At 69.8% G+C, this 26,523-nt stretch carries 32 protein-coding genes, 3 tRNA genes and 3 pseudogenes; 14 read left to right on the top strand and 24 right to left on the bottom strand.

The annotated features are described in order from the left end of the window. Both BKN37_RS12630 and BKN37_RS12635 read left to right on the top strand, forming a co-directional pair. Positions 1-325: TM2 domain-containing protein (locus BKN37_RS12630; protein WP_071026268.1), on the top strand; the 325-nt coding region annotated here is incomplete at its 5' end. A 4-nt stretch (positions 326-329) separates the two neighbouring features. Continuing rightward, positions 330-1,040, top strand: a complete 711-nt coding sequence (locus BKN37_RS12635; RefSeq protein ID WP_071026270.1) for a 2OG-Fe(II) oxygenase — start codon at positions 330-332, stop codon at positions 1,038-1,040. Here BKN37_RS12635 and BKN37_RS12640 read toward each other — a convergent pair whose 3' ends face one another. Continuing rightward, positions 1,041-1,673 (bottom strand): class I SAM-dependent methyltransferase, encoded by a 633-nt coding sequence (locus tag BKN37_RS12640; RefSeq protein ID WP_071026272.1) that lies wholly within the window; start codon positions 1,671-1,673, stop codon positions 1,041-1,043. Positions 1,674-1,721: 48 nt separating this feature from the next. Between BKN37_RS12640 and BKN37_RS12645 the strand changes: the two genes are divergently transcribed. Then, on the top strand, positions 1,722-2,297 hold the full coding sequence (locus BKN37_RS12645) for a helix-turn-helix domain-containing protein (protein WP_071026274.1): 576 nt from the start codon (positions 1,722-1,724) through the stop codon (positions 2,295-2,297). A 118-nt stretch (positions 2,298-2,415) separates the two neighbouring features. Here BKN37_RS12645 and BKN37_RS12650 read toward each other — a convergent pair whose 3' ends face one another. The 8 genes from BKN37_RS12650 to BKN37_RS29170 all read right to left on the bottom strand — a co-directional run bounded on the left by BKN37_RS12650 (position 2,416) and on the right by BKN37_RS29170 (position 7,379). After that, the gene (locus tag BKN37_RS12650) at positions 2,416-3,501 is read right to left on the bottom strand and encodes a bifunctional RNase H/acid phosphatase (protein ID WP_071026276.1); all 1,086 of its coding nucleotides are present in this window, start codon (positions 3,499-3,501) and stop codon (positions 2,416-2,418) included. Beyond that, a complete protein-coding gene (locus BKN37_RS12655) occupies positions 3,498-4,235 on the bottom strand; it encodes a zinc ribbon domain-containing protein (protein ID WP_071026278.1) in 738 nt (245 codons plus the stop codon). The genes BKN37_RS12650 and BKN37_RS12655 overlap by 4 nt, the downstream gene beginning before the upstream one ends. Next, a complete protein-coding gene (locus BKN37_RS12660) occupies positions 4,225-5,355 on the bottom strand; it encodes a Nif3-like dinuclear metal center hexameric protein (RefSeq protein WP_071026280.1) in 1,131 nt (376 codons plus the stop codon). The genes BKN37_RS12655 and BKN37_RS12660 overlap by 11 nt, the downstream gene beginning before the upstream one ends. Further along, a complete protein-coding gene (gene cobC, locus BKN37_RS12665; RefSeq protein ID WP_071026282.1) occupies positions 5,352-6,389 on the bottom strand; it encodes an Rv2231c family histidinol phosphate aminotransferase CobC in 1,038 nt (345 codons plus the stop codon). The genes BKN37_RS12660 and cobC overlap by 4 nt, the downstream gene beginning before the upstream one ends. Before the next feature lie 226 nt (positions 6,390-6,615). Then, positions 6,616-6,692, bottom strand: a tRNA-Leu gene (locus BKN37_RS12670). A 3-nt stretch (positions 6,693-6,695) separates the two neighbouring features. After that, positions 6,696-6,769 (bottom strand) — tRNA-Leu (locus BKN37_RS12675). Between the two features lie 5 nt (positions 6,770-6,774). Continuing rightward, on the bottom strand, positions 6,775-7,044 hold the full coding sequence (locus BKN37_RS12680) for a hypothetical protein (protein WP_071026283.1): 270 nt from the start codon (positions 7,042-7,044) through the stop codon (positions 6,775-6,777). A 5-nt stretch (positions 7,045-7,049) separates the two neighbouring features. Beyond that, a complete protein-coding gene (locus BKN37_RS29170; RefSeq protein ID WP_158260343.1) occupies positions 7,050-7,379 on the bottom strand; it encodes an EndoU domain-containing protein in 330 nt (109 codons plus the stop codon). Positions 7,380-7,653: 274 nt separating this feature from the next. Here BKN37_RS29170 and BKN37_RS12685 point away from each other — a divergent pair, with 274 nt between their 5' ends. The 3 genes and pseudogenes from BKN37_RS12685 to BKN37_RS29880 form a co-directional block, all read left to right on the top strand. Continuing rightward, positions 7,654-8,313 carry an HAD-IA family hydrolase gene (locus tag BKN37_RS12685; RefSeq protein ID WP_071026286.1) on the top strand — a complete coding sequence of 220 codons (660 nt, stop codon included), beginning with the start codon at positions 7,654-7,656 and terminating at the stop codon, positions 8,311-8,313. 49 nt (positions 8,314-8,362) lie between these two features. After that, positions 8,363-8,854 (top strand): low molecular weight protein-tyrosine-phosphatase, encoded by a 492-nt coding sequence (locus tag BKN37_RS12690; RefSeq protein WP_071026288.1) that lies wholly within the window; start codon positions 8,363-8,365, stop codon positions 8,852-8,854. Then, a pseudogene (locus tag BKN37_RS29880) lies at positions 8,854-9,618 on the top strand (SURF1 family cytochrome oxidase biogenesis protein); the annotation flags it as partial. The gene BKN37_RS12690 and the pseudogene BKN37_RS29880, both read left to right, overlap by 1 nt. Here the strand turns inward: BKN37_RS29880 and BKN37_RS29885 are convergent. Next, positions 9,613-10,113, bottom strand: a pseudogene (locus BKN37_RS29885) (cobalamin biosynthesis protein); the annotation flags it as partial. The pseudogenes BKN37_RS29880 and BKN37_RS29885 sit on opposite strands and share 6 nt — an antisense overlap. A gap of 32 nt (positions 10,114-10,145) precedes the next feature. Between BKN37_RS29885 and BKN37_RS12700 the strand changes: the two are divergent. The 4 genes from BKN37_RS12700 (at position 10,146) to BKN37_RS12715 (ending at position 12,686) form a co-directional block, all read left to right on the top strand. Then, positions 10,146-10,958 (top strand): oxygenase MpaB family protein, encoded by an 813-nt coding sequence (locus BKN37_RS12700; protein ID WP_071026290.1) that lies wholly within the window; start codon positions 10,146-10,148, stop codon positions 10,956-10,958. Between the two features lie 10 nt (positions 10,959-10,968). Next, a complete protein-coding gene (locus BKN37_RS12705; RefSeq protein WP_071026292.1) occupies positions 10,969-11,679 on the top strand; it encodes an adenosylcobinamide amidohydrolase in 711 nt (236 codons plus the stop codon). Next, entirely contained in the window at positions 11,676-12,242 is a 567-nt protein-coding gene (locus BKN37_RS12710; RefSeq protein WP_071026294.1) for a hypothetical protein, read from the top strand. The genes BKN37_RS12705 and BKN37_RS12710 overlap by 4 nt, the downstream gene beginning before the upstream one ends. Before the next feature lie 105 nt (positions 12,243-12,347). Next, the gene (locus BKN37_RS12715) at positions 12,348-12,686 is read left to right on the top strand and encodes a hypothetical protein (RefSeq protein ID WP_131823578.1); all 339 of its coding nucleotides are present in this window, start codon (positions 12,348-12,350) and stop codon (positions 12,684-12,686) included. A 60-nt stretch (positions 12,687-12,746) separates the two neighbouring features. Here the strand turns inward: BKN37_RS12715 and BKN37_RS12720 are convergent, their stop codons facing one another. The 10 genes from BKN37_RS12720 to BKN37_RS12765 form a co-directional block, all read right to left on the bottom strand. Then, positions 12,747-13,016, bottom strand: coding sequence for a hypothetical protein (locus BKN37_RS12720; protein WP_071026296.1), 270 nt, complete (start codon positions 13,014-13,016; stop codon positions 12,747-12,749). Continuing rightward, positions 13,013-13,399, bottom strand: coding sequence for a hypothetical protein (locus tag BKN37_RS12725; protein WP_071026298.1), 387 nt, complete (start codon positions 13,397-13,399; stop codon positions 13,013-13,015). Before BKN37_RS12725 ends, BKN37_RS12720 begins: the two co-directional genes overlap by 4 nt. Positions 13,400-13,692: 293 nt before the next feature. Continuing rightward, positions 13,693-14,544 carry a phage major capsid protein gene (locus tag BKN37_RS12730; RefSeq protein ID WP_071026326.1) on the bottom strand — a complete coding sequence of 284 codons (852 nt, stop codon included), beginning with the start codon at positions 14,542-14,544 and terminating at the stop codon, positions 13,693-13,695. 142 nt (positions 14,545-14,686) lie between these two features. Then, on the bottom strand, positions 14,687-15,241 hold the full coding sequence (locus BKN37_RS12735; RefSeq protein ID WP_071026300.1) for a hypothetical protein: 555 nt from the start codon (positions 15,239-15,241) through the stop codon (positions 14,687-14,689). An 11-nt stretch (positions 15,242-15,252) separates the two neighbouring features. Further along, positions 15,253-15,756, bottom strand: coding sequence for a hypothetical protein (locus BKN37_RS12740; RefSeq protein ID WP_131823579.1), 504 nt, complete (start codon positions 15,754-15,756; stop codon positions 15,253-15,255). A 286-nt stretch (positions 15,757-16,042) separates the two neighbouring features. After that, positions 16,043-17,752 carry a helix-turn-helix domain-containing protein gene (locus BKN37_RS29545; RefSeq protein WP_207547239.1) on the bottom strand — a complete coding sequence of 570 codons (1,710 nt, stop codon included), beginning with the start codon at positions 17,750-17,752 and terminating at the stop codon, positions 16,043-16,045. Positions 17,753-17,844: 92 nt separating this feature from the next. Then, complete coding sequence (locus tag BKN37_RS12750; protein WP_242657228.1) at positions 17,845-18,126, bottom strand: DUF2742 domain-containing protein; 282 nt, start codon at positions 18,124-18,126, stop codon at positions 17,845-17,847. 35 nt (positions 18,127-18,161) lie between these two features. Next, positions 18,162-19,058, bottom strand: a complete 897-nt coding sequence (locus BKN37_RS12755) for a tyrosine-type recombinase/integrase (RefSeq protein WP_242657230.1) — start codon at positions 19,056-19,058, stop codon at positions 18,162-18,164. Next, complete coding sequence (locus BKN37_RS12760) at positions 19,055-19,396, bottom strand: hypothetical protein (RefSeq protein WP_131823580.1); 342 nt, start codon at positions 19,394-19,396, stop codon at positions 19,055-19,057. Before BKN37_RS12760 ends, BKN37_RS12755 begins: the two co-directional genes overlap by 4 nt. 151 nt (positions 19,397-19,547) lie before the next feature. Then, positions 19,548-19,847, bottom strand: a complete 300-nt coding sequence (locus BKN37_RS12765; RefSeq protein WP_318276429.1) for a helix-turn-helix transcriptional regulator — start codon at positions 19,845-19,847, stop codon at positions 19,548-19,550. Between the two features lie 17 nt (positions 19,848-19,864). Here BKN37_RS12765 and BKN37_RS29550 point away from each other — a divergent pair, with 17 nt between their 5' ends. From BKN37_RS29550 to BKN37_RS12775, 3 genes and pseudogenes are all read left to right on the top strand, one after another. Continuing rightward, positions 19,865-20,377, top strand: coding sequence for a helix-turn-helix domain-containing protein (locus tag BKN37_RS29550; protein ID WP_071026311.1), 513 nt, complete (start codon positions 19,865-19,867; stop codon positions 20,375-20,377). Further along, positions 20,361-20,492 (top strand): annotated as a pseudogene (locus tag BKN37_RS30375) (Arm DNA-binding domain-containing protein); the annotation flags it as partial. The gene BKN37_RS29550 and the pseudogene BKN37_RS30375, both read left to right, overlap by 17 nt. Before the next feature lie 33 nt (positions 20,493-20,525). Then, complete coding sequence (locus BKN37_RS12775; protein ID WP_242657231.1) at positions 20,526-21,497, top strand: tyrosine-type recombinase/integrase; 972 nt, start codon at positions 20,526-20,528, stop codon at positions 21,495-21,497. A 3-nt stretch (positions 21,498-21,500) separates the two neighbouring features. Here the strand turns inward: BKN37_RS12775 and BKN37_RS12780 are convergent. The 4 genes from BKN37_RS12780 to BKN37_RS12795 all read right to left on the bottom strand — a co-directional run bounded on the left by BKN37_RS12780 (position 21,501) and on the right by BKN37_RS12795 (position 23,292). Further along, a tRNA-Val gene (locus tag BKN37_RS12780) sits at positions 21,501-21,575 on the bottom strand. Between the two features lie 132 nt (positions 21,576-21,707). Then, complete coding sequence (locus tag BKN37_RS12785; protein WP_071026315.1) at positions 21,708-22,169, bottom strand: peroxiredoxin; 462 nt, start codon at positions 22,167-22,169, stop codon at positions 21,708-21,710. Continuing rightward, positions 22,169-22,591, bottom strand: a complete 423-nt coding sequence (locus tag BKN37_RS12790) for a DUF3052 domain-containing protein (RefSeq protein ID WP_071026317.1) — start codon at positions 22,589-22,591, stop codon at positions 22,169-22,171. Before BKN37_RS12790 ends, BKN37_RS12785 begins: the two co-directional genes overlap by 1 nt. Before the next feature lie 77 nt (positions 22,592-22,668). Then, the gene (locus BKN37_RS12795; RefSeq protein ID WP_423212783.1) at positions 22,669-23,292 is read right to left on the bottom strand and encodes a hypothetical protein; all 624 of its coding nucleotides are present in this window, start codon (positions 23,290-23,292) and stop codon (positions 22,669-22,671) included. A 185-nt stretch (positions 23,293-23,477) separates the two neighbouring features. Here BKN37_RS12795 and aceE point away from each other — a divergent pair, with 185 nt between their 5' ends. Further along, positions 23,478-26,267, top strand: a complete 2,790-nt coding sequence (gene aceE / locus BKN37_RS12800) for a pyruvate dehydrogenase (acetyl-transferring), homodimeric type (RefSeq protein WP_071026322.1) — start codon at positions 23,478-23,480, stop codon at positions 26,265-26,267. Positions 26,268-26,523 lie beyond the last annotated feature (256 nt).

Consider the following 26,523-nt stretch of genomic DNA (forward strand, 5'->3'; position numbering starts at 1 on the left):
GCCCTACTACGGTGCCCCGGTCGACCCCAACGCCCCCTACGGACGCGACCCGGTCAGCGGCGAGCCGCTGTCGGACAAGTCCAAGGTCACCGCGGGCCTGCTGCAACTGTTCCTGGGCGGGTTCGGCGCGGGCCGGTTCTACCTGGGCTCGAATGCGGTCGCCGCCGGCCAGTTGATCACCTGGTTCCTCGGCTTCCTGTTGATGTTCGCCTTCGGCATCGGCGTCCTGGTGTGGGCCGGCCTGGGTATCTGGGCGCTGGTCGACGCCATCATGATCTTCACCGGTTCGGTGCGCGACCAGTACGGCCGGCCGCTGCGCTCCTAACGCCGTGACCCGGTGGCAGCAGCGCGTCGAGGCCGGCGACTGGGACACCATCGCCGCCGATATCGGCGCGCACGGCGGGGCGCTACTGCCCCGGCTGCTCACCGCCACCGAGTCGGCGCGGCTGCGCCGGCTCTATACCGACGACACCAAGTTCCGGGCCACGGTGGACATGGAGCGGCACCGCTACGGCGCCGGGCAGTACCGGTATTTCGCCGCGCCGAACCCGGATCCGATCGATCAGCTCAAACGGGCGCTGTATCCGCGGCTGCTCACCATCGCCCGGGACTGGTGGGCCAAGCTGGGCCGCGACGCCCCGTGGCCGGACAGCCTCGAGGACTGGCTGGCCCACTGCCACGCCGCCGGCCAGCGCAAGTCCACCGCCCTGATGCTGCACTACGGCGCCGGCGACTGGAATGCGCTGCACCGAGACCTCTACGGCGAGTTGGTGTTTCCGCTGCAGGTGGTGATCAACCTGAGCGAGCCGGACACCGACTACACCGGCGGCGAGTTCCTGCTGGTCGAGCAGCGGGCCCGCGCCCAATCCCGCGGCACCGCCACCCAGATCCCGCACGGCCACGGCTACCTGTTCACCACCCGGGACCGCCCGGTGCGGTCGCGGCGCGGCTGGTCGGCCGCCGCGGTGCGCCACGGGGTGTCCACGGTGCGTTCCGGCGAGCGCTACACGCTGGGGCTGATCTTCCACGACGCGGCGTGATCACCCGGTGCGCCGCAACACGAACACGTTGTCGGCCAACGTCCCAACCTGCCCGTCGGGTCCGACGGCCCGGCGGTCGGCGCGTTCGGCCCGCAGCCGAGTCCAGTGCGCATCGTCCAGCCGCAACGCCGCCAACACGCCCTCGATGGTGGGGAATTCGTGATCACGGGCGTGGTCGCCGGCCCAGGGCGGCGCGGCCGCGTGATCGACGATCAGCAGCGTGCCGCCCACCGCCACCGCGTCGGCGGCCCGGCGTAACACCGTCGCGCGGTCCAGTCGCGCCGTGGAATGCAGGAACTGCGCCGACACCAGATCGAAGCGCCCATCCGGGAAGCTGTCGGACAGGTCGTGGCACGCAAAGTCGATGCGCGCAACCACGTTCCGCTCGGTTGCGACGGCGCGCGCCCGGTCAAGCGCCCGGGTCGAGACATCGACGGCGAGCACCCGCCAGCCCTGCTCGGCCAACCAGACGGCGTCGCCGCCCTCCCCGCAACCCAAGTCCAGTGCGCGGCCGAGCGACAGCGCGGAGGCGACCTCGACCAGCCGGGCGTTGGCCCGTCCGCTCCACACCCGTTCGTTCTCGGCGTAGAACTGTTCCCAGAATTCGCGGGCATCCTGTAGAGGCTCGGTCATGTTCCCGAGCTTGCCGCCGCCCCCGCAAGACTGGCAAGCTTTTTTGCTATGCAGGCAAAAACCGCGGACGACGGGGTCGATCAGCGGGTGCGGCGGCGGCTGCGCGAGTTACGCACCCAGCAGGGCCTGACCCTGGAGGACGTCGCCGGCCGCGCTCGCATCGACGTGTCGACGTTGAGCCGCCTCGAATCGGGCAAGCGGCGCTTGGCGTTAGACCATCTGCCCCGGCTGGCCGAGGCGCTGTCGGTCAGCACCGACGACCTGTTGCGCGCACCGGACCAACTTGACCCGCGGGTCCGCGGCACCGCGCACACCCATCACGGCATCACCTACTGGCCGCTGACCCGGCACGGCCCCGCCGGCGGGTTGCACGCCTTCAAGATCCGGATCAGCGCCCGGCGCCGGCGCCCCGACGAGCTGCCCGTGCACGAAGGCCAGGAGTGGCTGTACCTGCTGTCCGGCCGGCTGCGGCTGGTGCTGGGCGACAAGGATTTCCTCATCCAGCCCGGGGAGGCGGTGGAGTTTTCCACCTGGACGCCGCACTGGTTCGGCGCCGTCGGCGCCGCCGCGGAGGCCATCGTGATCTTCGGCGCGCACGGGGAACGCCTGCACCTACACGACTGACTGTGCATCCTGGGCGTTGACTGTGCAGCTAGGGCGGCCCGGCCCCCGGTATGGCCGCCCTGGATGCACAGCCAATGCGAAACACCGCCGGCGATGCACACTCAACCCCCGGGCGCGGCTACAGGTAGGCGGTCTGGTTCACCAGCCGCACCGACGATCCCCCGTCCGGGTAGAACTCGGCGATGCTCAGCGACGCCAAATCCAGGTGCAGCCGGTACAAGATGCCCGGCCCGGCGTCCAACGCCAGCCGCAGCACCGTCTTGATCGGGGTCACGTGCGACACCACCAGCACCGTGGCCCCGCCGTGGTCGGTGATGATCCGGTTGCGGGCCCGCCGCACCCGGCGCTGCACGGCATCGAAGCTCTCCCCGCCCGGCGGCGTGGTGGCGGTGTCGCGCAGCCAGCGCTGATGCAGCTCCGGATCCCGCTGCGCGGCCTCGGCGAACGTCAACCCCTCCCAGGCGCCGAAATCGGTCTCGGTCAGATCCTCGTCGACGGCTACGTCCAGGCTCAGCGCCTTGGCCGCCGCCGTCGCGGTGTCGTAGCAGCGCTGCAGCGGGGAACTGATCACCGCCGCGATGCCGCCGCGCTGCGCCAAATACCGGGCCGCCGCGTCGGCCTGCCGCCACCCCAGCTCGGTCAGCTCCGGGTTGCCGCGTCCGGAATAGCGCCGCTGCACCGACAACTCGGTCTGCCCGTGCCGCAACAGCAGCAGCCGGGTCGGGGTGCCCTGCGCGCCGGTCCAGCCCGGCGCGGCGGGGCTGGGCGGCTTTTTCGCGGCCGCGGTCGGCTCGGCGACCTCGGCGGCGGCGTCCATCGCCTCGTTGGCCAACCGGTCGGCGTAGGAGTTGCGTTCCCGCGGAATCCAGCGGTAGCTGATCTGCTCGAACGTCGCGGCCAGCTCCCGCGCCTGGGCGTGCAGCGTCACCAGGTCGGGGTGTTTGACCTTCCAGCGGCCCGACATCTGCTCGACGACCAGCTTGGAGTCCATCGACACCGCGACCTCGGTGGCGCCCAGCCGCGCGGCCTCGGCCAGACCCGCGATCAGCCCCCGGTATTCGGCGACGTTGTTGGTGGCCCGGCCGATCGCCTGCTTGCTTTCGGCCAGCACCGTGGCCCGGTCGGCGGACCACACCACCGACCCGTACCCGGCCGGCCCCGGGTTGCCCCGCGACCCGCCGTCGGCCTCGACGATCACCTTCACCGGCCGGACCCCTTGACCCGCAACAGGATCGCGCCGCATTCCGGGCAGCGCAGCACGTCGTCGTCGGCGGCCGCCGAGATCCGGGCCAGCTCACCCCGGTCGATCTCGATCCGGCAGGCCCCACACCGCTGCCCTTGCAGCGGGCCGGCGCCCGGGCCGCCGGCGGCGCGCTGCCGCTCGTAGAGCGCAACCAACTCGGCGTCCAGCGCGGCGGTCAGCTCGTCGCGGCGCGCCAGCCGCTGGCCGCGGGTCGCTTCGATCTCGGCCGCCGCGGTGTCGCGGGCCTGCTGCGCGGCGGTCAGTTCAACCTGCAGCCCGTCGACGGTCGCCAGCTCGGCGGCCTGCCGATCCTGCAGCTCTTCGCGACGCTCCATCACCTCCAGCAGCGAGTCCTCCAGCGCGCCTTGGCGGCGGCGCAGTGTCTCCAGCTCGTGCTGCAGATCCGACAGCTGCTTGGCGTTGGTGGCCCCCGATTCCAGCAGCGCGGTGTCCCGGTTCTCCCGCTGCCGCACCGCGTCGATCTCCGACTCGAACCGCGACACCTGGGTGTCCAAGTCCTCCAACGCGATCCGCACCGCCCCCAGCCGGTCGCTGGCGGCCAGGTGCTCGGCCTGGATCCGCTCGAAGTCCTGCTGCTCGGCCAGGTGCGCGGCGCGGTGCGCCAGCCGGGACAGCTCCGCGTCCAGCTCCGCCAGATCGAGCAGTGACCGTTGTTGTGCCACTTCAGCTTTCATGGCTGCCCTCCAGATTCCACGGATCGGTACGGATGGTGGACACCCGCACCGGAAGCGCTGCGCCGAACTCGGCGCGCAGCACCTCCGCCGCCTGGTGGCACCACGGGTACTCGCTGGCCCAGTGCGCGACGTCCACCAACGCTACCGGCGAGGCCCGGCGGTGCTCGTCGGCCGGGTGGTGACGCAGGTCGGCGGTCACGTAGGCCTGCACGTCGGCGCCGGCCGCGGCGGCCAGCAGCGAATCACCGGCGCCGCCGCACACCGCCACCCGCGACACCGGCCGGTCCGGGTCGCCGGCGGCGCGCACCCCCCACGCGGTGGCCGGCAGCCCGGCGGCCACCCGGGCGACGAAGTCGCGCAGCGGCTCGGGCCGCGGCAGGGCGCCGACGCGGCCCAACCCGACGTCGGCGGGCGGGGGCTGCAGCGCGAAGACGTCGAAGGCCGGCTCCTCGTAGGGATGCGCGGCCCGCAGCGCCGCCAACACCGCCGCGCGCGCCGCCGCCGGCGCGACCACCTCCACCCGGTCCTCGGTCACCCGCTCGACGGCGCCGCGCCGCCCGATCGCCGGGGATGCCGCGTCACCGGGCAGGAACTGCCCGACGCCGGTGACGCTCCAGCTGCACTGCGCATAGTCGCCGATGTGCCCGGCGCCGGCGGCGAACACCGCGGCCCGCACCGCGTCGGCGTGCTCGACCGGCACGTAGATCACCCACTTGTCCTGATCGGGGGTGGCCGGCCGCGGCTCCAGCACCGCCTGCACGGTCAGGCCCAGCGCGGCGGCCAGCGCGTCGGACACCCCGGGGCGCGCCGAGTCGGCGTTGGTGTGGGCGGTGAAGAGCGCACGCCCGGACCGGATCAGCCGGTGCACCAGCGCCCCCTTGGGGGTGCTGGTGGCGACGGTGTCCACGCCGCGCAGCAGCAGCGGATGATGGGCCAGCAGCAGGCCGCGTTCGGGCACCTCGTCGACCACCGCCGCGGTGGCGTCCACCGCGACGGTCACCGAGTCCACCGGCTCGTCGGGGTCCCCGCACACCAGCCCGACCGAATCCCACGGCTGCGCCAGCCCCGGCGGGTAGGCCGCCTCCAGCACCCCGATCACCTCGGTCAGCCGGATGCTCACAGCGCCTCCGCGATGGCGTCCACCAGCACCGGCCACTCGGGGCGCACCGCCACCCGCAGATACTGCCCGTCCAGGCCGATGAACGTGTCACAGCGGCGCACCGCAATCTCCTTAGCGTGCAGGTGTTTTCGCATCAGCTCGGCGTCCGGGACCCGGCACAGCACAAACGGTGCACGGCCCTCGACCACCTCGACCCCCACCGCTTGCAGGCCGGCCACCAGCTGCGCGCGCAGCGCCGCCAGCCGGTCCGCGTCGGCGGCGGCCTGGGCCACCGCCGCCGACGCGCAACAGGCGGCGATCGCCGCCAGCTGCAAGGTGCCCAGCGGCCAGTGCGCCCGCCGTGCGGTCAACCGGGCCAGCACCTCGGGGGCGCCCAGCGCATAGCCGACCCGCAGCCCGGCCAGCGACCAGGTCTTGGTCAGGCTGCGCAGCACCACCACATCGGGCAGTGACGCGTCGGCCAGCGACTCCGGCTCGCCGGGCACCGCGTCGGCGAACGCCTCATCGACCACCAGGAGCCGCCCCGTGCGGCGCAGCGCCAGGATCTGCTCGCGGCGGTGCAGCACCCCGGTGGGATTGGTCGGGTTGCCGACCACCACCAGGTCGGCGTCGTCGGGCACCGCCGCGTCGGGCAGCGCAAACGGCGGCGGCAGCACCACGTGGCGGAGCGGCACCCCGGCCGCGGTCAGCGCGGCCTCCGGTTCGGTGAACGACGGCGCGATCAGCGCCGCCAGCCTCACACCCAGGTTGGGCAGCAGCGCGAACCCCTCGCTGGCCCCGGCCAGCAGCGCCACCTCGTCGCGGGTCCGCCCGTGCCGGTCGGCGACCGCCTGCGCGGCGGCCCGCTCGTCGTCCCCGCTGGGATAGCGGGCCAGGTCCGGCAGCCGGGCCGCCAGCGCGGCCAGCAGCCAGTCCGGCGGTCGCCGGTGGCGGACGTTGACGGCGAAGTCCAGCATGCCGGGTTCAGCGGCCTGATCACCGTGGTAGCGCGCCGCCGCCCGCGGGATCGGCCCGCTCGGATCCAGACTCGCCACCCGTCAAACCCTAGTGCGCGGTGCAACGGCGCAGGTGGGCACATCGGGATAAGCTCCATTCCTTGCCTGCGCCGGTGGTCGCCTTGGAAGGCGGCGTGGCACCGGGACAGCCTTCACGCCACCGTCTCGACATCCTGCCTACCGACCGGGCCAACGCAGTGCCGACGGATTGTTGTCGCGTGACGGATGTGTCGATGTGCTCAACGCTGATCAACGCCGGAAGTTGTGGTGCTGAGGGTGGGATTCGAACCCACATACACGCGCTTTTGAGGCGCGCGGCTTTACCAATTTGCCTACCCCAGCAGGTGCTCAGGGAGGGACTCGAACCCACAGCCACCGGATTTTAAGTACGGCCGCTCTACCAGTTGGCGCACCCGAGCACGCGTTACCGCAAGACGGAGTTTGCGGCGCGTAACTTGGCCAAGTCCTCGCGGATGGCAGCAATATCGTCGCGATCCAGAGCTGCGTCATCAGCAAAATCGGCAACCGCGTCCACGAGTACCTGTGACAAACGGACCCGTCGGATCGCGGCCTGCTCCACAAGGTCGATAATCGCAGCGGCATCCTCGCCAGCGCGGATTGCGCCCTCAAGCACATCGTCACCACTGGGATTGACCACAGCGAGTAGCTGCTCGGCAAGCTCGTGGTCAGTCATAGCCGCTATTCTATTGGCAAATCCGGATACGCGGTCCATACCTGCACCCGACCATGGACACGCCCCTTCACCCGTACCGCCAGGGGCAACCCGTCGACGGAAGCGCGAAAATACAACGTCGAGCCCTTTCGGATTATCTCGGCTGGTTGAACGAGAACCTGGTCGATCGCGTCCCTGATCTTCGTCCGGTCCCAGGACTCGGGAAACTCCGATTTGCCCTTACCCGCACCGAAGCCGTGTCCGCCGCTCCAGCCGTTCTTCTTGGGCTTCCCTACGAGGATGTGCGCTAGTTGCGCATCGGTGACTTTGGGCGCATTGTCCGGCGTGAATGGCACGTCCCCGCCGTCACCGCCGACCGTCGGGTAACGACGGGGTCCGTCCGCTTGCGCCGATTGACTGCGCTCATTCACTTTGTGCCCGGTCCGCTTCAGGTCCCTGCAATTCGTCCTCAGACCGTCGCACGCGGGTCTGACATCGGTGCGTTGTCGCTCAGAGGCGGACGCAACGGCACACCCCAGCCATTCCGGTGCACACGTGCCAGACCGAGCGCCGGTGACATGAGGACGGCACCGCGACACCGCGCGCCGCCGCGTCGGGGACAATGGGGCCGTGACGCGCGCGCTCCCCGACACCCGCCCCCAGCTGGTGATCTTCGACCTGGACGGCACCTTGACCGACTCGGCACAAGGGATCGTGGCCAGCTTCCGCCACGCCCTGCAGCACGTCGGCGCCGCGGTGCCCGACGGGGACCTGGCCGCCACCCTGGTCGGCCCGCCGATGCACCACACCCTCGCCGCGATGGGTTTGGGTGAGCGCACCGAGGCCGCGGTCGCCGCCTACCGGGCCGACTACACCAGCCGCGGCTGGGCGATGAACAGCGTGTTCGACGGGATCGCGCCGCTGCTGGCCGATCTGCGGGCGGCCGGGGTGCGGCTGGCGGTGGCCACCTCCAAAGCCGAGCCGACCGCGCGGCGCGTCCTGGCCCACTTCGGGCTCGACGACCATTTCGAGGTCATCGCCGGGGCCAGCGTCGACGGGGCCCGCGCGGCCAAGGCCGACGTGCTGGCCCACGCGCTGGCCCAGCTGGCCCCGCTGCCGCAGCGGGTGCTGATGGTCGGTGACCGCGCCCACGACGTGGCCGGCGCCGCCAGCCACGGCATCGACACGGTGGTGGTCGGCTGGGGCTACGGGCAGTCCGATTTCGCCGACGACGCCGACGTGGCACGGGTCGCGACCGTCGCCGAACTGCGGGAGGTGCTCGGTGTCTGAACGCCCGACTCCTCCTCAGGCCCTGCCGGGCCTGCATCGTCGCCGCGCGGTGTCTGACCCCAAGTTGCACATCACCTTCGTGTGCACCGGCAACATCTGCCGCTCGCCGATGGCGGAGAAGATGTTCGCCGCCCAGATCGCGCAACGCGGGCTGGGCGACGCGGTGCGGGTCACCAGCGCGGGCACCGGCGACTGGCATGTCGGCAGCGGCGCCGACGAGCGCGCCAACCGGGTGCTGCGCGCCCACGGCTACCCCACCGAACACCGAGCCGCGCAGGTCGGCGCCGACCACCTGGACGCCGACCTGGTGATCGCGCTGGGCCGCAACCACGTTCGGCTGCTGCACCAGTTGGGTGTGGACCCCGATCGGATTCGGATGCTGCGGTCCTTCGATCCCCGCTCCGGCGCGCATGCCCTCGACGTGGAGGACCCCTACTACGGCGACCAGGCCGACTTCGAAGACACTTACACCGTCATCGACGCCGCGCTGCCCGGGCTGCACGCCTGGGTCGATGACCGATTGAGCAACGGGCAACACTGATGCGGCGCTGGGCTTTTCTGCTGCGGCCGGGCTGGCTGGCCCTGGCCGTGGTGGTGGCCGCCTTCGCCTACCTGTGTTTCACCGTGCTGGCGCCGTGGCAGCTGGGCAAGAACACCCGGACCTCCCGGGAGAACAGCCAGATCGAGCACTCCCTGACCGCCGACCCGGTGCCGCTGACATCACTGCTGCCGCACCAGGATTCGTCGGCGCCGGACGCGCAGTGGCAACGGGTCACCGCCGTCGGGCACTACCTGGCGGACAAGCAGGTGCTGGTGCGGCTGCAGCCGGTCGACGGCAACCCGGCGTTTAAGGTGCTGGCCCCGTTCGCCGTCGACCACGGCCCGACGGTGCTGGTCAACCGCGGCTACGTACGGCCCGAGCAGGGTTCGCGGGTGCCGCCGATCCCGCCGCCGCCGACCGGGACGGTGAGCATCACCGCGCGGCTGCGCGACGCCGAGGCGCCCGGCAAGGACCCGCTGCTCGCCGACGGCTTCACCCAGGTGTATTCGATCAGCGTCGAGCAGGTGGCCGCGCTGACCGGGGTGCCGCTGGCCGGGTCCTATCTGCAGCTGGTCGACGACCAGCCCGGCGGGCTGGGGGTGATCGGGCTGCCACACCTGGACTCCGGACCGTTCCTGTCCTACGGCATTCAGTGGATCGCGTTCGGGATCATCGCGCCGCTGGGGTTGGGCTACTTCGTGTTCTCCGAGGTCCGCGCCCGCCGGGCCGAACGCAGCGCCGCCGAGGCCCAGGCCGCGCCCGCCGACCGACGCCCACAGCAGCGGCGCCACCTGCGCGTCGGAGGTGTTCTCCGCCACCGATTCCAGCGCCGCCCGAACCAGTCCGGTGTGGTCCAGCGCCGCCGGGTCGCGGCCGCACAGCGACGGCAGCAGCGCCCGGGCTCCCTGCAGGTCGTCGCGGCCCAACAGCTGCGCCATCTGCGCCCCGGTGCGGGTCAGCGAGCTGCCGCCCAGCACCACCCAGGTCGCCGCGCCGGTGGCGGCCGCCGCGCCCAGCGGACCGGCCCGGGTCGCGCCGCGCTGCGCCAACGCGCCGAGCGCACCCACCGCGGCGACCAGCACACCGGTGTGCACCGCGCCGGCCAGCCGGGTGTCGCGGTAGCTGAGGTTCTCCAAGGCCGCGGCCGCGGCGCCGAATCCGGCGACCGGGTGGCCGCGGGCCGGGTCGCCGCAGGCGAGGTCGGCCAGGTAGCCGGCCAGCACGCCGAGCGCCCGAGTGCCCCGCGTCGGCCTCACCACTCCGGCATACTCGCATTCATGGAGCAGCCCCGATGAAGCGGCCCGCCACCCGGGTGGTCGACCTGCTGAACCCCGCGGCGGCGTTGCTGCCGGCGGCCAACGTGATCATGCAGCTGGCGTTGCCCGGGGTCGGCTACGGGGTGGCCGAAAGCCGGGTGGACAGCGGCAACGTCTACCAGCATCCGTTCAAACGGGCCCGCACCACCGGCACCTACCTGGCGGTGGCGACCATCGGCACCGACGCCGACCGGGCGCTGTTTCGCGCCGCGGTGGACACCGCGCACCGGCAGGTGCGTTCCACCCCGTCAAGTCCGGTGTCCTACAACGCCTTCGACCCCAGGCTGCAGCTGTGGGTGGCGGCCTGCCTGTACCGGTATTTCGTCGACCAGCACGAGTTCCTGCACGGTCCGCTCGACGACGCCGCCGCCGACGCCGTGTACGCCGACGCCAAACGGCTGGGCACCACGCTGCAGGTGCGCGACGACATGTGGCCGGCGGACCGGGTGGCGTTCGACGAGTACTGGAAACGCATGCTCGACGAGCTGCGCATCGACCCGCCGGTGCGCGCGCATCTGCGCGGGGTGGCGTCGATGGTGTTCCTGCCGTGGCCGCTGCGGCTGGCGGGCGGTTTCAACCTGTTCGCCACCACCGGGTTTTTGACCCCGCAGTTCCGCGCGCTGATGCAGCTGGACTGGTCGGCCGCCCAGCAGCGCCGCTTCGAATGGTTGCTGACCGCGTTGCGGCTGGCCGACCGGCTGATCCCGCACCAGGCCTGGATCCTGGGTTACCGGGCCTACCTGTGGGACATGCGGTTCCGGGCCCGGCGCGGCCGGCGGGTGGTGTAGACGGCGCGGCATGGACCCCATCGTGACCGCGCGGACCGAACGCGCCCGCCGGCTGCCGGTGCTGGTCTGGCGTTTCGCCGAGCCGCGGCACTGCATCTCGTCGGGCCCGCTGGGCGGCGGCATCGGCGCGCGGGACTGGGTGGTCAACGCGACGGTGCCGCTGGACTACGACCGGCACGACCCGGACCGCCACCTGGCTGAGATCGGCGCCGCGCTGGGCCTACCCGGTCGTGGCGCCGGGCTGCTCACCGCGGTCGACGTCACCCGTCATCACCTGGCCGGCGACGGCGGGGTGCGGGCCGCCGCGACCGTCGGGCTGTCCAGCCCGGCCTGGGCGGCCGCCCCCGACGGGCATTTCCGGCGGGAGCTGCCGTCCGGCGCCGCGTTGCCCGACTATCGGGCCGTCGACTACCCGGTGGGCACGATCAACATCGTGGTGGCGGTGCCGGTGCGGCTGTCGGAGGCGGCGCTGGTCAACGCGGTGGCCACCGCCACCGAAGCGAAAGTTCAGGCGTTGCACGAGGCCGGGGTGCGCGCCACCGGAACCGCGTCCGACGCCGTCGTCGTGCACTGCCCCACGGCGGGGGCGGTCGAACCCTACGGTGGGCCGCGTTCGGTGTTCGGGGCCCGGATCGCGCGGGCGGTGCACGCCGCGGTGCTGGCCGGCAGCCGGCGCTGGATCGCCAGCCACCGGGAGTCGCGTTACGCTGACACGCCGTGAGCGTCGCCGGCCTGGTCCTGGGCATCATCGGCACGGTGTTGGCCGTGTCCTCGCTGACCTGGCACATCGTGGGGTTTCTTGTGCAGAACCCGCGGCCCAAGCTGGCGCCGGCGATCGGGGTGCGCAGCGCGTCGGGCGTGTATTTCGGCGGGCAGATCAACGCGCAGACCGTCACGGCCATGGTGGATGCGGCCACCGAACTGCCCGGGCAGCTGGTGGTCGGCGTCGAGGTCACCAACGCCGGCCGGGCGCCGTTGCGGGTCGCGCAGTGGGCGGTGCGCGCCGACCCGTCGGGCGCCTCGGTGCAGCCGGTCGGGTCCGGGGAGTTGAGCCCGGTGCCGGCGCCGTGCGAGGTGCCGGCCGGCGAAACCCGCACCTTCCTCACCGATCTGGACACGGTGCGGACGCTGACCGAGCGGGTCGATCCGTCGTCGCAGCAGATCCGGTTCGTGGTGGGGAGCGGCGGGCGGCGGTACCGAACCAAGCCGGTCGAGGCCGCCGTGCTCGCCATCGAGGTTGAAGTGGGCGCGGACGGTATCGAACCGCCGACCGCTGGTGTGTAAAGGCGTTTCCAGGGGCCGGTAGATACCCCAGCGCGGTATCTGAACTGCTGAACTACATCAGTGTAGTTCACCCAAGTTATCTGTAACTGTGGGCATGTTGTGGGCATGGAGTGGGCAGCGGTGCAGCGCCTCCCCCGAAACGACGTGTCGGTGCTCAGCGATATACCGGGCGTGGAGGTGGTGAGCATGGGTCGGATCGTGCGGGGTGTGGTGGCAGCGTTGGTGAGTGTGGCCGCGATCGGTGTCGGCGTCGCCGTGGCGCCCGTTGCCCAGGCCGCGCCGCGGTGCCTGTTCGAAGGTGACTGGAACTGTGAAGGCACCCCGCCCTACAACGGGCCCGGCCTGAACACCTGGGACGTGCCCGGCACCTACGGCGGCTGGACCACCAACCCGCTACAGTGCGATCCGATCACCGGGCAATGCCGGCAGGTCGTCACCCCGTAGAAACGGGCGCCAGAACCGCCACCCGTAGCGGTCGGGATGGGTCAGCGGTAGGTCCATCGTTCAACCTCCGTTGTGCTCGGTGAGCTGATCGCGCTCGTCGAGCACGAACGTCTTGCCGTAGTCGCTACGGCCGTAGCAGAACTGCTCGTGTGGCAGCCCAGCGTGCATCAGAGCGCGCATCAGCTGCGCCGCCGACACCGCCACCGGAGCACCGGCGCACAGTGCCTCGGCGAACGGGTCCGGCTGCCCAGTGGGCCACCGCTTAAGGTCGTGCTGGCGGTCGGACAGCAGCAGTTGCCGCAGCCCGTCAGCGCGCTGGACGCGCTTCATGCGCCCGGCCCCCGCCAGCGCCTATTGGCCGCGGCCCGTTGCCGGCTGCCGCCGACGACACCGAGCACCCCGGCCGCCGGCTCGGCGGTGTCCACCTTCAGCCGCGCCAGCGTCTGGCAGATCAGCAGGTGGTGCTGGCGAATCTCGGTCAGCAGCGGATGGGCCACCGGCTGCCCGTTGTAGCCCTTCACGACGAGCTCGGCGTCAGCCATCGCGGCCTCTAGGGCGACCACGCGATCGGTCAATTTCGCGGCGGAATGCAGCCAAATCCGCTCACGAGAGTCAAGTTCAAGGCCGTCCTCGGTGGCTTCTGCGGTCACCTGCCGCCACAGCCGGCGGCCAGCGGTGCCCAGGCCGGGCGGCGGTTTCTGCTGGTCGGTCACGATTTCGCTCCTAGGTTCGGTGAGCGCTGGTAGCGGCTCGTGGGTTCGACGTTTCGGCGGGTGCTGGCTGCCGGGCAGGTGCTAAGGCACTCCGGGCGAGGGCCACCAGGGGGAGGGTTAGCCCGTACCCTCCGCAGGCGCGCGCCTGGCTGACGACCGTGAAGGGTGCACGCCAGATGGACACCCCTGCCACCGGTGGGTTGCGGGCCGGGTGCGCTGCGCCCAGGAGTCGACGGCGCACGCCGGCCCGCGTCGCCACCGATACAGCAGGCAGACCGGCGGCGAGGTCTCGGTTAGCTGCCGTCGTCGAGCGTGAACTTGCCGATGCGGTTGGGCCGTGGCAGCGCGTGGCCGGTGCGCATGGTGGCGCGGACAGCGATGCTGTCGCTGTTGAAGTACTGCTGATCCGACACGGCGACAGTGAGCTGTGAGACGGCGCTGATGACGGCGGTCCGGTCGATGAGCAGGCCGGTCAGCGTGGGCATCTGGGCGTTGACGTAGACCGGGATGGACAGCAGCAGCGGTTGGGCCTGTTCGGTGCCGGCGCCCAGGATGGACACGTTGGACGCGGTGCCCTGCTTGAGCTTGCGCAGTCCAGCCCAGCAGTCCGGCGACATGACCCATGCGCTGGTTTCCAGGTGGGCGCCGTTGTTTCGGACGGTGGCCTCGAGGTCGATCAGGGCGTCGAGGTTGGTTGCCACGTCGGTCTTGGATTCGATGCCGGTCGCGTTGACCAGCCCGGCGACCGGTGCAACGGCCGGGCTGACGGGCGCGGCCTGGGCCAGGAATGCGTTGTCGGCCTTGGCGGTCATGGCACGGGCGACCGACGCCGCGAGCTGTTCGGGGGTCATGTTCTGGCTGTACTGCTCCCGCGACAGCCGGACCAGCTGGGCGAACTTACGGGTGTAGACGACAGCTTCGTTGAGGTCGGGGTTCGACTCGTCGATGGTGGCGCCTTCGTCGACGAACGCGGCGTCATCGTCGACCACGTAGGCCACGCGCAGCGCGGGCTGGTCACCCTCGATGCGGCCGGACACGGTGGAGAATTGCAGGATCGCGGCCTGGGGCAGAACGTCGGCGGGTTCGAATACGGAAACATCTGGCCGCCAGGGGTATTCGGCGGTCTTGGTGGTGATCGTGGTCATGGTGTGCACCTTTCACGGGCGTGCGGTATCTGTGGGATTCGCGTCCGCTCCGGGCGGGTTGCGCGGGTGCACGCCGGGGTGCTGATCGTCGCGGGGTGGGCGGCTCCGGGCCGCTGGCACCCTGCGACGGTCAGTGTAGCGGCTACTGCTGACGGAATGCGTCTGCCAGCGACGGTTTGGCCGGCGGTGGTGGTTGGCCGCCCGCACCTTGCGAACGGTTGGGGGTGAAGCCGCGCGGCAGCTTGAACTCGTCGCGCACCGCTTCGATGGCCTCGGCCAGCTGGTCGCGGTCGATCAGGCCGGTGTCGGCGTCGATGAACGATTCGATGCTGTGGCCGGCCGCGGTCAACAGGCGCGGGTCGACGCCGGCCGTGGTGAGCGCATCGTCCACGATGGATTGCCGTGTGCGGGCCAGCAGTTCGTTGGCCTGGTCGCGCTCGGCCTCGGCGGTTTTGGCGCGGGTGCGCAGCTTGGCGGCTTCACGTCGGACCTTGCCGATGTCGCCCTGGTCGTCACCGTCATCAGTTTCGGCGTCGGCCGTGTTGGTGTCGGCGGTCAGCACCCGTTCAGCGGCGGCGTAGTCCTCGGCGGTCGGTTCGGCGTCGTCAAGGGTCGCGTTTGAAACGCGACCCTTTGCGGCCGGGTCGACCGGGCGTGGTGCGTCTGCGGCGCTGTCTTGAGTGTTGTTGTCGGACATGGCGATTCCTTTCAGTTGGTGGCGTTCTCGTTGTCTTCGTCGGCAGCCCATTTAGCGGCGAGCTGCTGAATGCGGGCGATCACGTCGTCGTCGGTGATCTGCGGGACCACGAGCTGGTACAGGCCGAGGATGGCGAGGATGAGTTCGATCTTTCGGTTGTGGGCGCCGGCGTCGGAGATGACGGCGAATACTCCGTCGCCGTCGCCGCGGGCGAAATGGGCGACGCATGCGGCGGCTCGGCGGTAATCGCCGTGTACGTGGTCGGCGTAGTCCTTGAGCGACTTGTCCATCGGGTTGTGTCCTTTCGGTTGGCTGGCCAACTGGCCAGGTTTGGCGGGTTGTTCTCCGGTTCGGTGTGCTTCGATGGCGTCGGCCAGGTCCAGGGCCAGTTGCCGCGCTTCGTCGGCGGTCATCTCGTAATTCACTCCTGGGCCTAACCCGAGGGTGATCGGCCGGTACTGGCGGCCGGGACGCACGAACACCTTGGCGTGGCAGTTGTTCGGTCGCAGCCTCATCTGCCGACCACCTTGGGCGGCCGGCCGACTGGCCGGGGTTGGGTGAGTTGGCCGGCGACGACACCGGCTGGCCTGCGTCGCGGTGGCAGTGATTCGAGCCACGCCCGGCATGGGTCGATCGACGGGCAGCGCTGGCATAGGCCGATGGCCTGGGCGTGCCGCTGTTCTGCGACCTCGGGAGCCTCGTCGCTGCCGCGGCCGTCGAAGAGCCGATGCCGGCCCCTGCATCGGGCACCGGGCAACGCGGGCGCCACGCCAATGGCGGCCAGGAGGCGATCGAGCTGGGTCATGATGCCACGTCCTGCGGCAGCAGAATCCACGCGCTTTCTCGTTGGCCGCGGACGGGCTGCGGGTCGACGCGGGGATGCTGGCGGATCGCCTTGCGCAGGTTCTCCCAGGTGTAGCCGCGCTGCTGGCCGGCGGCCCGGAAGTGGCCGCGGTCGATCTCTGTGGTGTCGGCGGGAAGCGTTGCCAGGTAGTCGTCTACCCATTCGTGCACCGGCTTGTAGTCGATTTGCTGCGTGGGGTCGATGGACCATGTTGTGCCCTTGTTCCTGCGGCCGGCGACGCGGACGTCGGGGTGGTTGTTCGCGGCCGTGGCGAGGTTCTGCCGGTTGTATCCGGCGGCCTCCCCCGCGGCGAACACAGCAAACGATTCTGCGGTGGTGTGTCCGGCTGCGCGCAGTTCCGCAATGTGGTTGTCGAACCACTTAGCGCATGAGAGCTTCGGTCGCTCGGTTTCCGGCGACCTGCGAGAATCCAAATCAGTCACGGTAGCGGGTGGTACAGCGCTGTACTCGGGTACAGCGTCGTTGACCTGCGGATTTGGGGGCTGTACCTCCGGTACCGCTGTACCTTCGGCTGTGAGTTGATACCGCGTGCCGTTGGCGACCTCAATCACGACAATCTGACCATCTTCAGCTAACTCCGCAACGGCGGTGTCGAAGTAGTCGCGGATATCAGCCTTGACCCGCGCAAGCAGGTCGCGGCGGGCAAGTTCACCGCGCTTGTTGAGCCATCGCACGATGGCCTGCTTGGCTCGCTGTAGTTTGCGGTCGGACACGACCTCGTCACGCTCGGCGGTTGCTAGAGCGCGGCCGCGGTTGCTGCGTCGGGCTGCTTCGGTGCGCTCACGCTGAACCCATGCGCGGGTGTGGTCCGACATCGCCATGACGACGCCGGCCAGGTGCCAGTCCTCGTCGTTGATCGTCGGGGCCTCGTCGCGGCCGTCGAGAACCATCAGCGCGGCGGCGACCTTGAGCCTGACCAACAGCCGGTGTCCGTCGAGGGGGTCGACCGTGCCGCGGTGCATGGCGAGCTGGTGAGCGTCGATCGCGTCGCGCGCAACGTCGGGCACCACGAGGTCACCGGAGAACCGCGGCTGAGTGATCGTGACCGGCGCGGGTTCGTCGGGGCGTTCGTCGGGCATGTCCGCGTCGAGCACGGGCAGCCACACGAACCGTTGCGGGGTGCCACCGTCAGCGCCGTCGAGCAGGGCGCCGGCCCGGCCGGGCTGAACACCGACGATCAGGCCGCACCGGTAGCTGTGGGCCGGTACCCGCGTGCGGGTGTGGGCCTGGGCGTTGGTGAAGCCGAGTTGTTCACCGGAGAACACCTTGCGCAGTTCGCTTTCCAGCGTGGACCCTGACCGGGAGAACAGGCCGGCCGCGGTGTCGACCTCGGGAACCGAGAACATGGCGGTGGTGATCTGCTCGGCCTGGGCGTCGGTCTCGTCTTTGCCCTTACCGGTGGCCGGCGGCATGAAGGTGCGCGCGATGCCCTCACCAGAGCCGATCGGGAACTCCGGCAGCTCGACAGGATCGCCGTGGTGCCAGCGGAACAAGATGGCGTCTCGGGCTGCCGACTCGCTGGTGCCCTTGCCCGCACCGGATGGACCGGTCAGGGCCACGAACAGGTTGAGGCTGGCCCGGCCGCCGACGTGCGGGGGTAGGCCAGTTGCCGGCGGGATGATGCCGGCGGCGCGGACCATCGCCACGCCGAGCACCGCCCAGGGGCAGCGGCGTCGGGCCTGGGCGAACTGGTGAAGGTGGGCCAGGATCGGCCGGGACGACCAGAACTCAACGGCGGTCAAGCTGTCCTCCTGGGAATGTAGGCGCCGCTGCGTTCGGCATGAGCGCGGCGTAGGTGGCTGCGGGCGACAGTGGCCCAGTTCTCGGCTGCGCTGATCGCAGCGCCGGCATCGGCCATAGCCGTCTGCGCTACCTCCATGCGCAGTACGTGATGCTCGCCGGCTGCGGCCAGCGCCAGCAGTTTCCGTGGGTCGCTGTCGGCCAGCGCGCACCACGCCGGCGTGCCGGCCGCCGGCAGGCTGTTGGCCTGGTCGACCAACGCCGTGATGAACTCGTGCACAGGCCACCATGCGACTTGCTGAGAGCTGGGCGCGCTCATCGGCTCGCCTCGGTTATGCCGTCGCCGAACGGGTCTAGCCGATTAATCGCCTCGATGCGGCGCTCATCGGTGACTTGGGTGTAAATGGCGGTGCTGGTGAGGTTTTCGTGCCGCAGCAACGTTTGGACGGTCCGCAGGTCCGCGCCGGCCGCAACAAGATGCGTGCCATACCAGTGCCGCAGCCGGTGCGCGGTCCCGGCAGCGATGCCGGCACGTTTGCAGGCATCGCTGATCGTCATGACGACGCAGTTGGAACGGATGTGCTGGCCTGGTCGTGTTGAGTTCGCCGGGAACCACCAGCCGCGCGCCGGCATCGCCCGCGCGACCTCGACGAGTTGCGGGTGCAGCGGGATGGACGCGCCGTGTCCGCCTTTGCCGATCACGTACAGGGTGCGGGCATCCCGGTCGACGTCTTGGCCCTTCACCTTGGCGATTTCGTGAGCGCGCAGCCCGGCCAGCGCGGCCAACATCACCATGGCGCGGGTCTTGCGTCGCAGTGGCAGCGCCAGCAGTGCCTGAAGCTGCTCGGTGGTGATCGGCCTCGGCGTGCACCTGGGCATGCGGGGCCGCGGCAGGGTGGCCATGGCGTCCGGGCCGTGCCCGTTGTCAGCAAGCCAGCGGTAGAACCCGCGCAGATGCCCGAAGTAGGTGTAGCGGGCACGCGGACCGAGGTTCTCGGCTCCCAGGAACCGCGAGACGGCCAAGGCGGTCACCAGGTGAGCGGGCCGGCCGGCGACGCGCTCAAGGCGCCGTAGGGTGCCCATTGTGTCGCCGATGCTGCGGGCCGACAGCCCGCGGCCCTGCATCCATATCTGGTAGCGCTCCAACAGTGGCGGTTCGCTGCCGCTGGATCCGGTGTCTTTGACCAACGTCAGCGGCCGGGCTGCGCTCATCGCCGCACCACCTGCGCGGCCCCGAACCCTGCACCGGCCTTGTCGAGGCACCTGCGGGCCGCCTTCATGTGGGCGATCGCGGTCACCAGGTCGACGACGGCCAGCAATGGCGCGTCCTCGGGCAGGATGTCGAGCGCGTTGCCCGCGTCGTCGGCGGCCGCCTGCGTATGGCTGTAGGCGCTAGCAATCAGCCTGTCGGCCTCGGCGTTGGTCGGGGGCGGGGTGTAAGTCCGGCAGAACGCGCACACATCGGCGCCGTCCTCGGTAGGCACCGTGCAATAGCGGCACTCGGCGCGCTGGTCGGGGTGTGCAACGTCTGCGTTGTGATCTACAGTCACGGTTGAACCTTCTTTCTGGTGAGTGGTTGGTTCGCAGCGGTCCCCGCCGGTGCTGGTAACACCGGGTCAACGGGGGCCGTTTTGCGTAAGTCCTCAGTGTTGTCGTCGTCGACCAGGCCGAGGTCGGCGTGGGATTCCTGGGGGCGGTTCATCAGGCAGCGCCGCCTGATCGGTTGGCCGCCAGGTAGTTCAGAACGTCCTCACGCATGTAGCGAACGCGCTTGTTGCCGACCTTCACGAACGGCACCCCGCGCCGCAGGTAGCGATCTTGGGCCAGCGACGCTTCGCTGATGTGCAGGAACGCGGCCAACTGCTTGGCCGTCATCACCTCGGGTAAATCGGACACCTGTCTCACCTCCATCTCCGCAACGATGGTTTCAATCCTTACAACGATGATGATGCACACCGCCTTGTGAAGTGTCAAGACGACAGTTGAAACGATGGTTTCCATCGCTTACGCTCGGTGCCATGGCGGCAGACGATCAGGCCCGGAAGAAGAACCCACTTGGCATTACCGGGATCACCGCGGCCGACAACATCAAGCGGCTACGTGACGGCTTGCCGTTCACCGAACTCGCGGAACGCCTCAAGTCCATCGGCCGCCCTATACCGCCTCTCGGGCTACGCAAACTTGAGACTTACGAACGCCGCGTAGACGCCGACGATTTGGTTGCTCTCGCTGTGGCGCTTGGTGTTTCACCGATCACGCTGTTGATGCCGCGTGCTTCGGCCCCGGATGAGCTGGTGGATATCACCGGGTTCGATGGTGACCTTCCGGCGGCTGCGTTGTTCGCGTGGCTGAGTGCTCGCGACGCTCTGCCGGCGCAGGCCGGCGGTGTGAACATGACGCGGGTTGCGTTCCTGGCCAGGGCGCTACCCGACTGGATGCAGCAGATGGCCCGCATCCAGTTCGATCACGAGCGACAGCAAGAAGAGTGGTTCAACAGTCTGCTTGAGCCTGGCAATGGCAACGATCAGTAGGTACGAAACAGCAAGCGGGGCAACACGTTGGCGTGTCCGCTACCGCACGCCGGACCGCCGGCAGACCGATAAGCGCGGGTTCCGAACGAAGCGCGACGCCCAGGCGTTCGCCGAGCAACTCGAGGTCGACAAACGCCGCGGTGCGTATGTGGCACCGGCTGATGGTCGGGTGAAGTTCGGCGATCTGGCCCGCGAGTGGCTGGACGCCAAGCACAATCTCAAGCCGTCGACCAGGGCGCGCTACGAGGTCACCCTGGACGTGGCGCTGGCCCGCTTCCGCGACGTGGCGATCGGTGACATCACCCGGCCGATGGTCCGCGCCCTGGTGGCCGATCTGGTGGCCGGCGGCGCTGCGGCGTCATCGGTGCACAAGGCAACCGGGTTGCTGCGCCAGGTGCTCGCGGCCGCGGTCGCTGACAATCGGCTCGCGGTGAACGTGGTGGAGGGCATCGAACTACCCACGGTCAAGATGATCGAGCAGCGGTACCTGAGCGCCGCCGAGCTGCACCGTGCCGCCCTGGCCGCGGGTGAGCACAGGGCGTTGGTGTACGTCCTGGGCACCACCGGGTTGAGGTTCGGTGAGGCCGCGGAGCTTCGGTGGCGCGATGTGGATACCGACGGGCTGCGGCTGCGGGTGTGTCGGTCGGTGACGTTCGTCGCCGGCAAGGCGGTCGTCGGATCACCGAAGAACGGCAAGGAGCGCACCGTGGCGCTACCGGCGACCGTCGCCAGGATGCTCACGCCGGGCGCTGCCGATGATCTGGTGTTCCCCGATTCGGCCGGCGGGTGGATGCGGGCCAGTAACGTTCGCCGCCGTTGGTGGGCTCGCACACTGGCCGATGCCGGGCTGCCGACCGACTTCAAGATCCACGAACTTCGCCACACGGCCGCGTCGCTGGCGATCCGGGCCGGCGCCAACATCAAGGCGTTGCAGAACATGTTGGGCCATGCCTCGGCGGGCCTCACCTTGGACCGCTACGGGCACCTGTACGACTCGGATATCGACGCTGTAGGTCACGCCATTGATGCGGCGTTATCTGTAACTTGTGGGCACGGTGTGGGCACGGAGCCCGCACCACCGCGTCGCCTGCGTGCCGTTAATGCCTCTGAGCTGCAATAACACTGGTGGGCGCGGACGGTATCGAACCGCCGACCGCTGGTGTGTAAAACCAGAGCTCTACCACTGAGCTACGCGCCCTGCCTGGGGCAGGCTACCCGGCTGGGAGCCTAGCGCCCAAACCGTCGCCGGGCCGCGACGAGCGTGCGCAGAAACGGGATTTCCCACGGCGTGTCGGCCGGGGACACGCACGCTCGCGCAATAAGGCGACCCTCACGCCTGCAGGGCGGCGAGGGCGTTGAGCCACAGCTTTTGGTCGCGGGCCTCGCCGGGCTGCTTCATCTCGGCGAACCGGATCACCCCGGACCGGTCGATCACGAAGGTGCCGCGGTTGGAGAACCCGGTGTCGTCGTTGAACACCCCGTAGGCCTGGCTGACCGCGCCGTGCGGCCAGAAATCCGACAGCACCGGGAACAAAAACCCGCTCTCGGTCGCCCAGATCTTGTGCGTCGGGGGCGGTCCCACCGAAATCGCCAGCGCGACGCTGTCGTCGTTCTCGTAGTCGGGCAGGTGATCCCGCAGCTGGTCCAGCTCGCCCTGGCAGATCCCGGTGAACGCCAACGGGAAGAACACCACCAGCACGTTCTTGTCGCCGCGGTAGTCCGACAGCGTGACGGGCTGCTGATTCTGGTCGCGCAGGGTGAAGTCGGGGGCCTCGGTTCCGACGGTCAGCATCAGCGCTTGCCCGCCCGCGCCTTGGGCTGCACCAGTCGGCTGGCGCTCCAATCGCCGAGGTTGACCGACGACGTGGGCATCAGGCCCGCGGTGGGCGCCGCCTCGGCGATCTCGGCGGGCTGCACGTGCCCGGGCCGACCGGTCTTGGGGGTCAACACCCAGATCACCCCGTCGTCGGCCAGCGCCGCGATGGCGTCCATCAGGGTGTCCACCAGGTCGCCGTCGCCGTCGCGCCACCACAGCAGCACCACGTCGACCACCTCGTCGGTGTCCTCGTCGAGCAGCTCACTGCCGCAGGCGTCCTCGACGTCGGCGCGGATGTCGTCGTCGGTGTCCTCGTCCCAGCCCCACTCCTGGACGACCTGCTCTTTGCCGATGCCCAGCTTGCGGGCGTAGTTCGGGGCGTCATCCGCCGCCACCACCGTGGGACCTCCTCCTTCAACCGTCAACACATCGTGTGATCGGCATTATCGTTGCACAACCCGCGCACGTCCCGGGCTCAAGGAAACGGGCGGCATTGCTCGAACCCCTGACCTTTGATTTGGTTCAGCTGATCTTTGCGCGAGTTATACACCGAGATCGCCGCGTGGGTGGCGATCGCGTCGGCCACCGACCGGGCCGCGGCGATGTAGGAATTGAACGTGTCGCGCATGCCCTGCGGCATCGCGTCGGTGATGGCACCGGCGACCGCGTCGGCGCTGCGGTTGAGCGCGTCCACCGCCGGCCCCGACGTGCCGCCGGTGTCCCCGCCCTTGTTGTAGGCGTCGACCCAGTTGTTCGTCGCGGCGACGGCGTCCTCGCTGGTGGTCCGAAACGTCCCGCAGGCGCCGCTGATCGCCTGGGTGGTCAACGACTGCTGGCGCTGCGACTCGCGGCTGCTGGATGTCGCGGCCGAGGCCGACAGCGACTTGGAGACCGACGTGCGATACGCGGGGGCGGCCGAGGTGTCCACCGTCGCCGTCCCGGTGATGATGCTGGTGCAGCCGACGATGCCCATCGCCAGCGCCGCGACCGAGCCGAGCGCCAGGGCGCCGCGCCGACGCGACCACCGGAACCGAACTGGTGACCCAGACGCGGAATCCCCCGATCCACCTCGCACTGCGGTACGCCCTCCGATCAGCACAAGCTGAGACGTTACCGGGTAGCGGGCCCCGTTCGGCCGGGTGGGCCAAATTTTGTCTGCGGGCGCGGCCCCGCGGCGCGGCCGATCGCGCCGATAGGGGACGATGTCAGACAGCAACAGCATTCCTTCGGCCACAAGCCGACAAGCCGTTGCCGACAAGTGAACCGCCTACCAAGGAGCGGAAGTTGACCACCGAGTTCGAGCGCCACGATCTGGCGAAAAACTCAAGCAGCGCAAGTGAATCCGACCGGGTTCGGGTGATCCGCGAGGGCGTCGCCTCGTATCTGCCCGACATCGACCCCGAAGAAACCGCCGAATGGCTGGAGTCCTTCGACGAACTGCGGGAGCGGTCGGGTCCGGCGCGGGCCCGCTACCTGATGTTGCGGCTGCTGGAACGCGCCGGCGAGCAGCGGGTGGCGATCCCGGCGTTGACGTCCACCGACTACGTCAACACCATCCCCACCGAGCTGGAACCGTGGTTCCCCGGCGACGAGGACGTCGAACGACGGTACCGGGCCTGGATCCGCTGGAACGCGGCCATCATGGTGCACCGCGCGCAGCGCCCCGGGGTGGGCGTGGGCGGCCACATCTCGACCTACGCGTCGTCGTCGTCGCTGTATGAGGTCGGGTTCAACCACTTCTTCCGCGGCAAATCGCATCCCGGCGGCGGCGACCAAGTGTTCATCCAGGGCCACGCCTCCCCCGGCATCTACGCCCGGGCCTTTCTGGAGGGCCGGCTGTCCGCCGACCAGCTCGACGGGTTCCGTCAGGAGCATTCCCACCCCGGCGGCGGGCTGCCGTCCTACCCGCACCCGCGGCTGATGCCCGACTTCTGGGAGTTCCCGACGGTGTCGATGGGCCTGGGCCCGATGAACGCCATCTACCAGGCCCGGTTCAACCACTACCTGCACGACCGCGGCATCAAGGACACCTCCGATCAGCATGTGTGGTGTTTCCTGGGCGACGGCGAGATGGACGAGCCGGAAAGCCGCGGGCTGGCGCACGTCGCGGCGCTGGACGCGCTGGACAACCTGACCTTCGTGATCAACTGCAACCTGCAGCGCCTGGACGGCCCGGTGCGCGGCAACGGCAAGATCATCCAGGAGCTGGAATCGTTCTTCCGCGGTGCCGGCTGGAACGTCATCAAGGTGGTGTGGGGCCGGGAGTGGGATGCGCTGCTGCACGCCGACAAGGACGGCGCGCTGGTCAACCTGATGAACGTCACCCCCGACGGGGACTACCAGACCTATAAGGCCAACGACGGCGGCTACGTGCGCGACCACTTCTTCGGCCGCGACCCGCGCACCAAGGCGCTGGTCGCCGACCTGTCCGATCAACAGATCTGGAACCTCAAGCGCGGCGGCCACGACTACCGCAAGCTGTACGCGGCCTACCGAGCGGCCATCGAGCACAAGGGTCAGCCGACGGTGATCCTGGCCAAGACCATCAAGGGCTACGGGCTGGGCTCCTACTTCGCCGGCCGCAACGCCACCCACCAGATGAAGAAGTTCCGGTTGCAAGACCTCAAGGACTTCCGGGATTCCATGCGAATCCCGGTCTCCGACAAGCAGTTGGACGACGACCCGTACCTGCCGCCGTACTACCACCCCGGCCCGGACGCGCCGGAGATCCGCTACCTGCTCGACCGCCGTCGCACCCTGGGCGGTTTCGTGCCGGAGCGTCGCACCAAGTCCAAGGCACTGACCCTGCCCGGCCGCGACGCCTACGCCGCGGTGAAGAAGGGCTCGGGCCACCAGGAGGTGGCCACCACCATGGCCACCGTGCGGATCTTCAAGGAACTGTTGCGGGACAAGGAAATCGGCCCGCGGCTGGTACCGATCATTCCCGACGAGGCCCGCACCTTCGGGATGGACTCGTGGTTCCCGTCGCTGAAGATCTACAACCGCAACGGGCAGCTGTACACCTCGGTGGACGCCGAACTGATGCTGGCCTACAAGGAAAGCGAAGTCGGCCAGATCCTGCACGAGGGCATCAACGAGGCCGGGTCGACGGCCTGCTTCACGGCGGTGGGCACCTCGTATGCCACCCACAACGTGCCGATGATCCCGCTCTACATCTTCTATTCGATGTTCGGATTCCAGCGCACCGGCGACGGCCTGTGGGCGGCCGGCGACCAGATGGCCCGCGGCTTCTTGCTGGGCGCCACCGCCGGGCGCACCACCTTGACCGGGGAGGGTCTGCAGCACGCCGACGGCCATTCGCTGCTGCTGGCGTCCACGAATCCGGCGGTGGTCACCTACGATCCGGCGTTCGCCTACGAGATCGCGCACATCATCGAAAGCGGGCTGGCCCGGATGTACGGCGAGAACCCGGAAAACGTGTTCTTCTACCTGACCATCTACAACGAGCCCTACGTGCAGCCGGCCGAGCCGGACAACCTCGACGTGGAGGGGCTGCTGCGCGGCATCTACCGCTACCGCACGGCGTCCGAGCGTCGCACCAGCACCGCCCAGCTGTTGGCCTCCGGGGTGGCGATGCCCGAGGCGTTGCGGGCCGCCGAGCTGCTGGCCGCCGACTGGGACGTGGCCGCCGACGTGTGGTCGGTGACCAGCTGGGGTGAGCTCAACCGCGACGGGCTGGCCATCGAACGCGACCAGCTGCGCCACCCGGACCGCCCGGCCGGGGTGCCGTACGTGACGCAGGCGTTGGCCGACGCGCGCGGGCCGGTGATCGCGGTGTCGGACTGGATGCGAGCGGTGCCCGAGCAGATCCGGCCGTGGGTGCCGGGCACCTACGTCACGCTGGGCACCGACGGGTTCGGCTTCTCCGACACCCGCCCGGCGGCGCGGCGCTACTTCAACACCGACGCCGAATCGGTGGTGGTGGCGGTGCTGGAGGCGCTGGCCCGCGACGGCGAGATCGACCCGTCGGTGGCGATCGCGGCCGCCCGCCAGTACCAGATCGACGACGTGGCCGCCGCGCCGGAGCAGACCTCCGACCCCGGCGTCGCCTAGCGGGTTATTGGGGCCGTCGGTTCTGGGGTTCCTGTGGTAGGTGGGGCGGGTGGGTTCCCACCGTGGGTTTGGCGCGCGTCGAGCCTGCGCTGGCGGCGTCGAGCCTGCGGTGAGGGCATCGAGCCTGCGGTGGCGGCACCGAGTCTGCGGGGAGGGCATCGACCCTGCGGTGAGGGCATCGAGGCTGCGGGGAGGGCATCGACCCTGCGGTGAGGCCGTGGTTTCGTGCTGAAACTGGGCCTGAGCGCAGGCTCGG

Source organism: Mycobacterium talmoniae (assembly GCF_001854525.1).
Taxonomy (GTDB): domain Bacteria; phylum Actinomycetota; class Actinomycetes; order Mycobacteriales; family Mycobacteriaceae; genus Mycobacterium; species Mycobacterium talmoniae.

Bases quoted from the DNA above. Each gene is read 5' to 3' on its own strand.
- BKN37_RS12640 (WP_071026272.1), bottom strand. From the start codon at position 1,673: ATGACCGAGCCTCTACAGGATGCCCGCGAATTCTGGGAACAGTTCTAC.
- BKN37_RS12645 (WP_071026274.1), top strand. From the start codon at position 1,722: ATGCAGGCAAAAACCGCGGACGACGGGGTCGATCAGCGGGTGCGGCGG.
- BKN37_RS12655 (WP_071026278.1), bottom strand. From the start codon at position 4,235: ATGAAAGCTGAAGTGGCACAACAACGGTCACTGCTCGATCTGGCGGAG.
- BKN37_RS12680 (WP_071026283.1), bottom strand. From the start codon at position 7,044: ATGACTGACCACGAGCTTGCCGAGCAGCTACTCGCTGTGGTCAATCCC.
- BKN37_RS12700 (WP_071026290.1), top strand. From the start codon at position 10,146: ATGAAGCGGCCCGCCACCCGGGTGGTCGACCTGCTGAACCCCGCGGCG.
- BKN37_RS12705 (WP_071026292.1), top strand. From the start codon at position 10,969: ATGGACCCCATCGTGACCGCGCGGACCGAACGCGCCCGCCGGCTGCCG.
- BKN37_RS12715 (WP_131823578.1), top strand. From the start codon at position 12,348: ATGGAGTGGGCAGCGGTGCAGCGCCTCCCCCGAAACGACGTGTCGGTG.
- BKN37_RS12720 (WP_071026296.1), bottom strand. From the start codon at position 13,016: ATGAAGCGCGTCCAGCGCGCTGACGGGCTGCGGCAACTGCTGCTGTCC.
- BKN37_RS12730 (WP_071026326.1), bottom strand. From the start codon at position 14,544: ATGACCACGATCACCACCAAGACCGCCGAATACCCCTGGCGGCCAGAT.
- BKN37_RS12735 (WP_071026300.1), bottom strand. From the start codon at position 15,241: ATGTCCGACAACAACACTCAAGACAGCGCCGCAGACGCACCACGCCCG.
- BKN37_RS12740 (WP_131823579.1), bottom strand. From the start codon at position 15,756: ATGAGGCTGCGACCGAACAACTGCCACGCCAAGGTGTTCGTGCGTCCC.
- BKN37_RS12755 (WP_242657230.1), bottom strand. From the start codon at position 19,058: ATGAGCGCAGCCCGGCCGCTGACGTTGGTCAAAGACACCGGATCCAGC.
- BKN37_RS12765 (WP_318276429.1), bottom strand. From the start codon at position 19,847: ATGGAAACCATCGTTTCAACTGTCGTCTTGACACTTCACAAGGCGGTG.
- BKN37_RS29550 (WP_071026311.1), top strand. From the start codon at position 19,865: ATGGCGGCAGACGATCAGGCCCGGAAGAAGAACCCACTTGGCATTACC.
- BKN37_RS12785 (WP_071026315.1), bottom strand. From the start codon at position 22,169: ATGCTGACCGTCGGAACCGAGGCCCCCGACTTCACCCTGCGCGACCAG.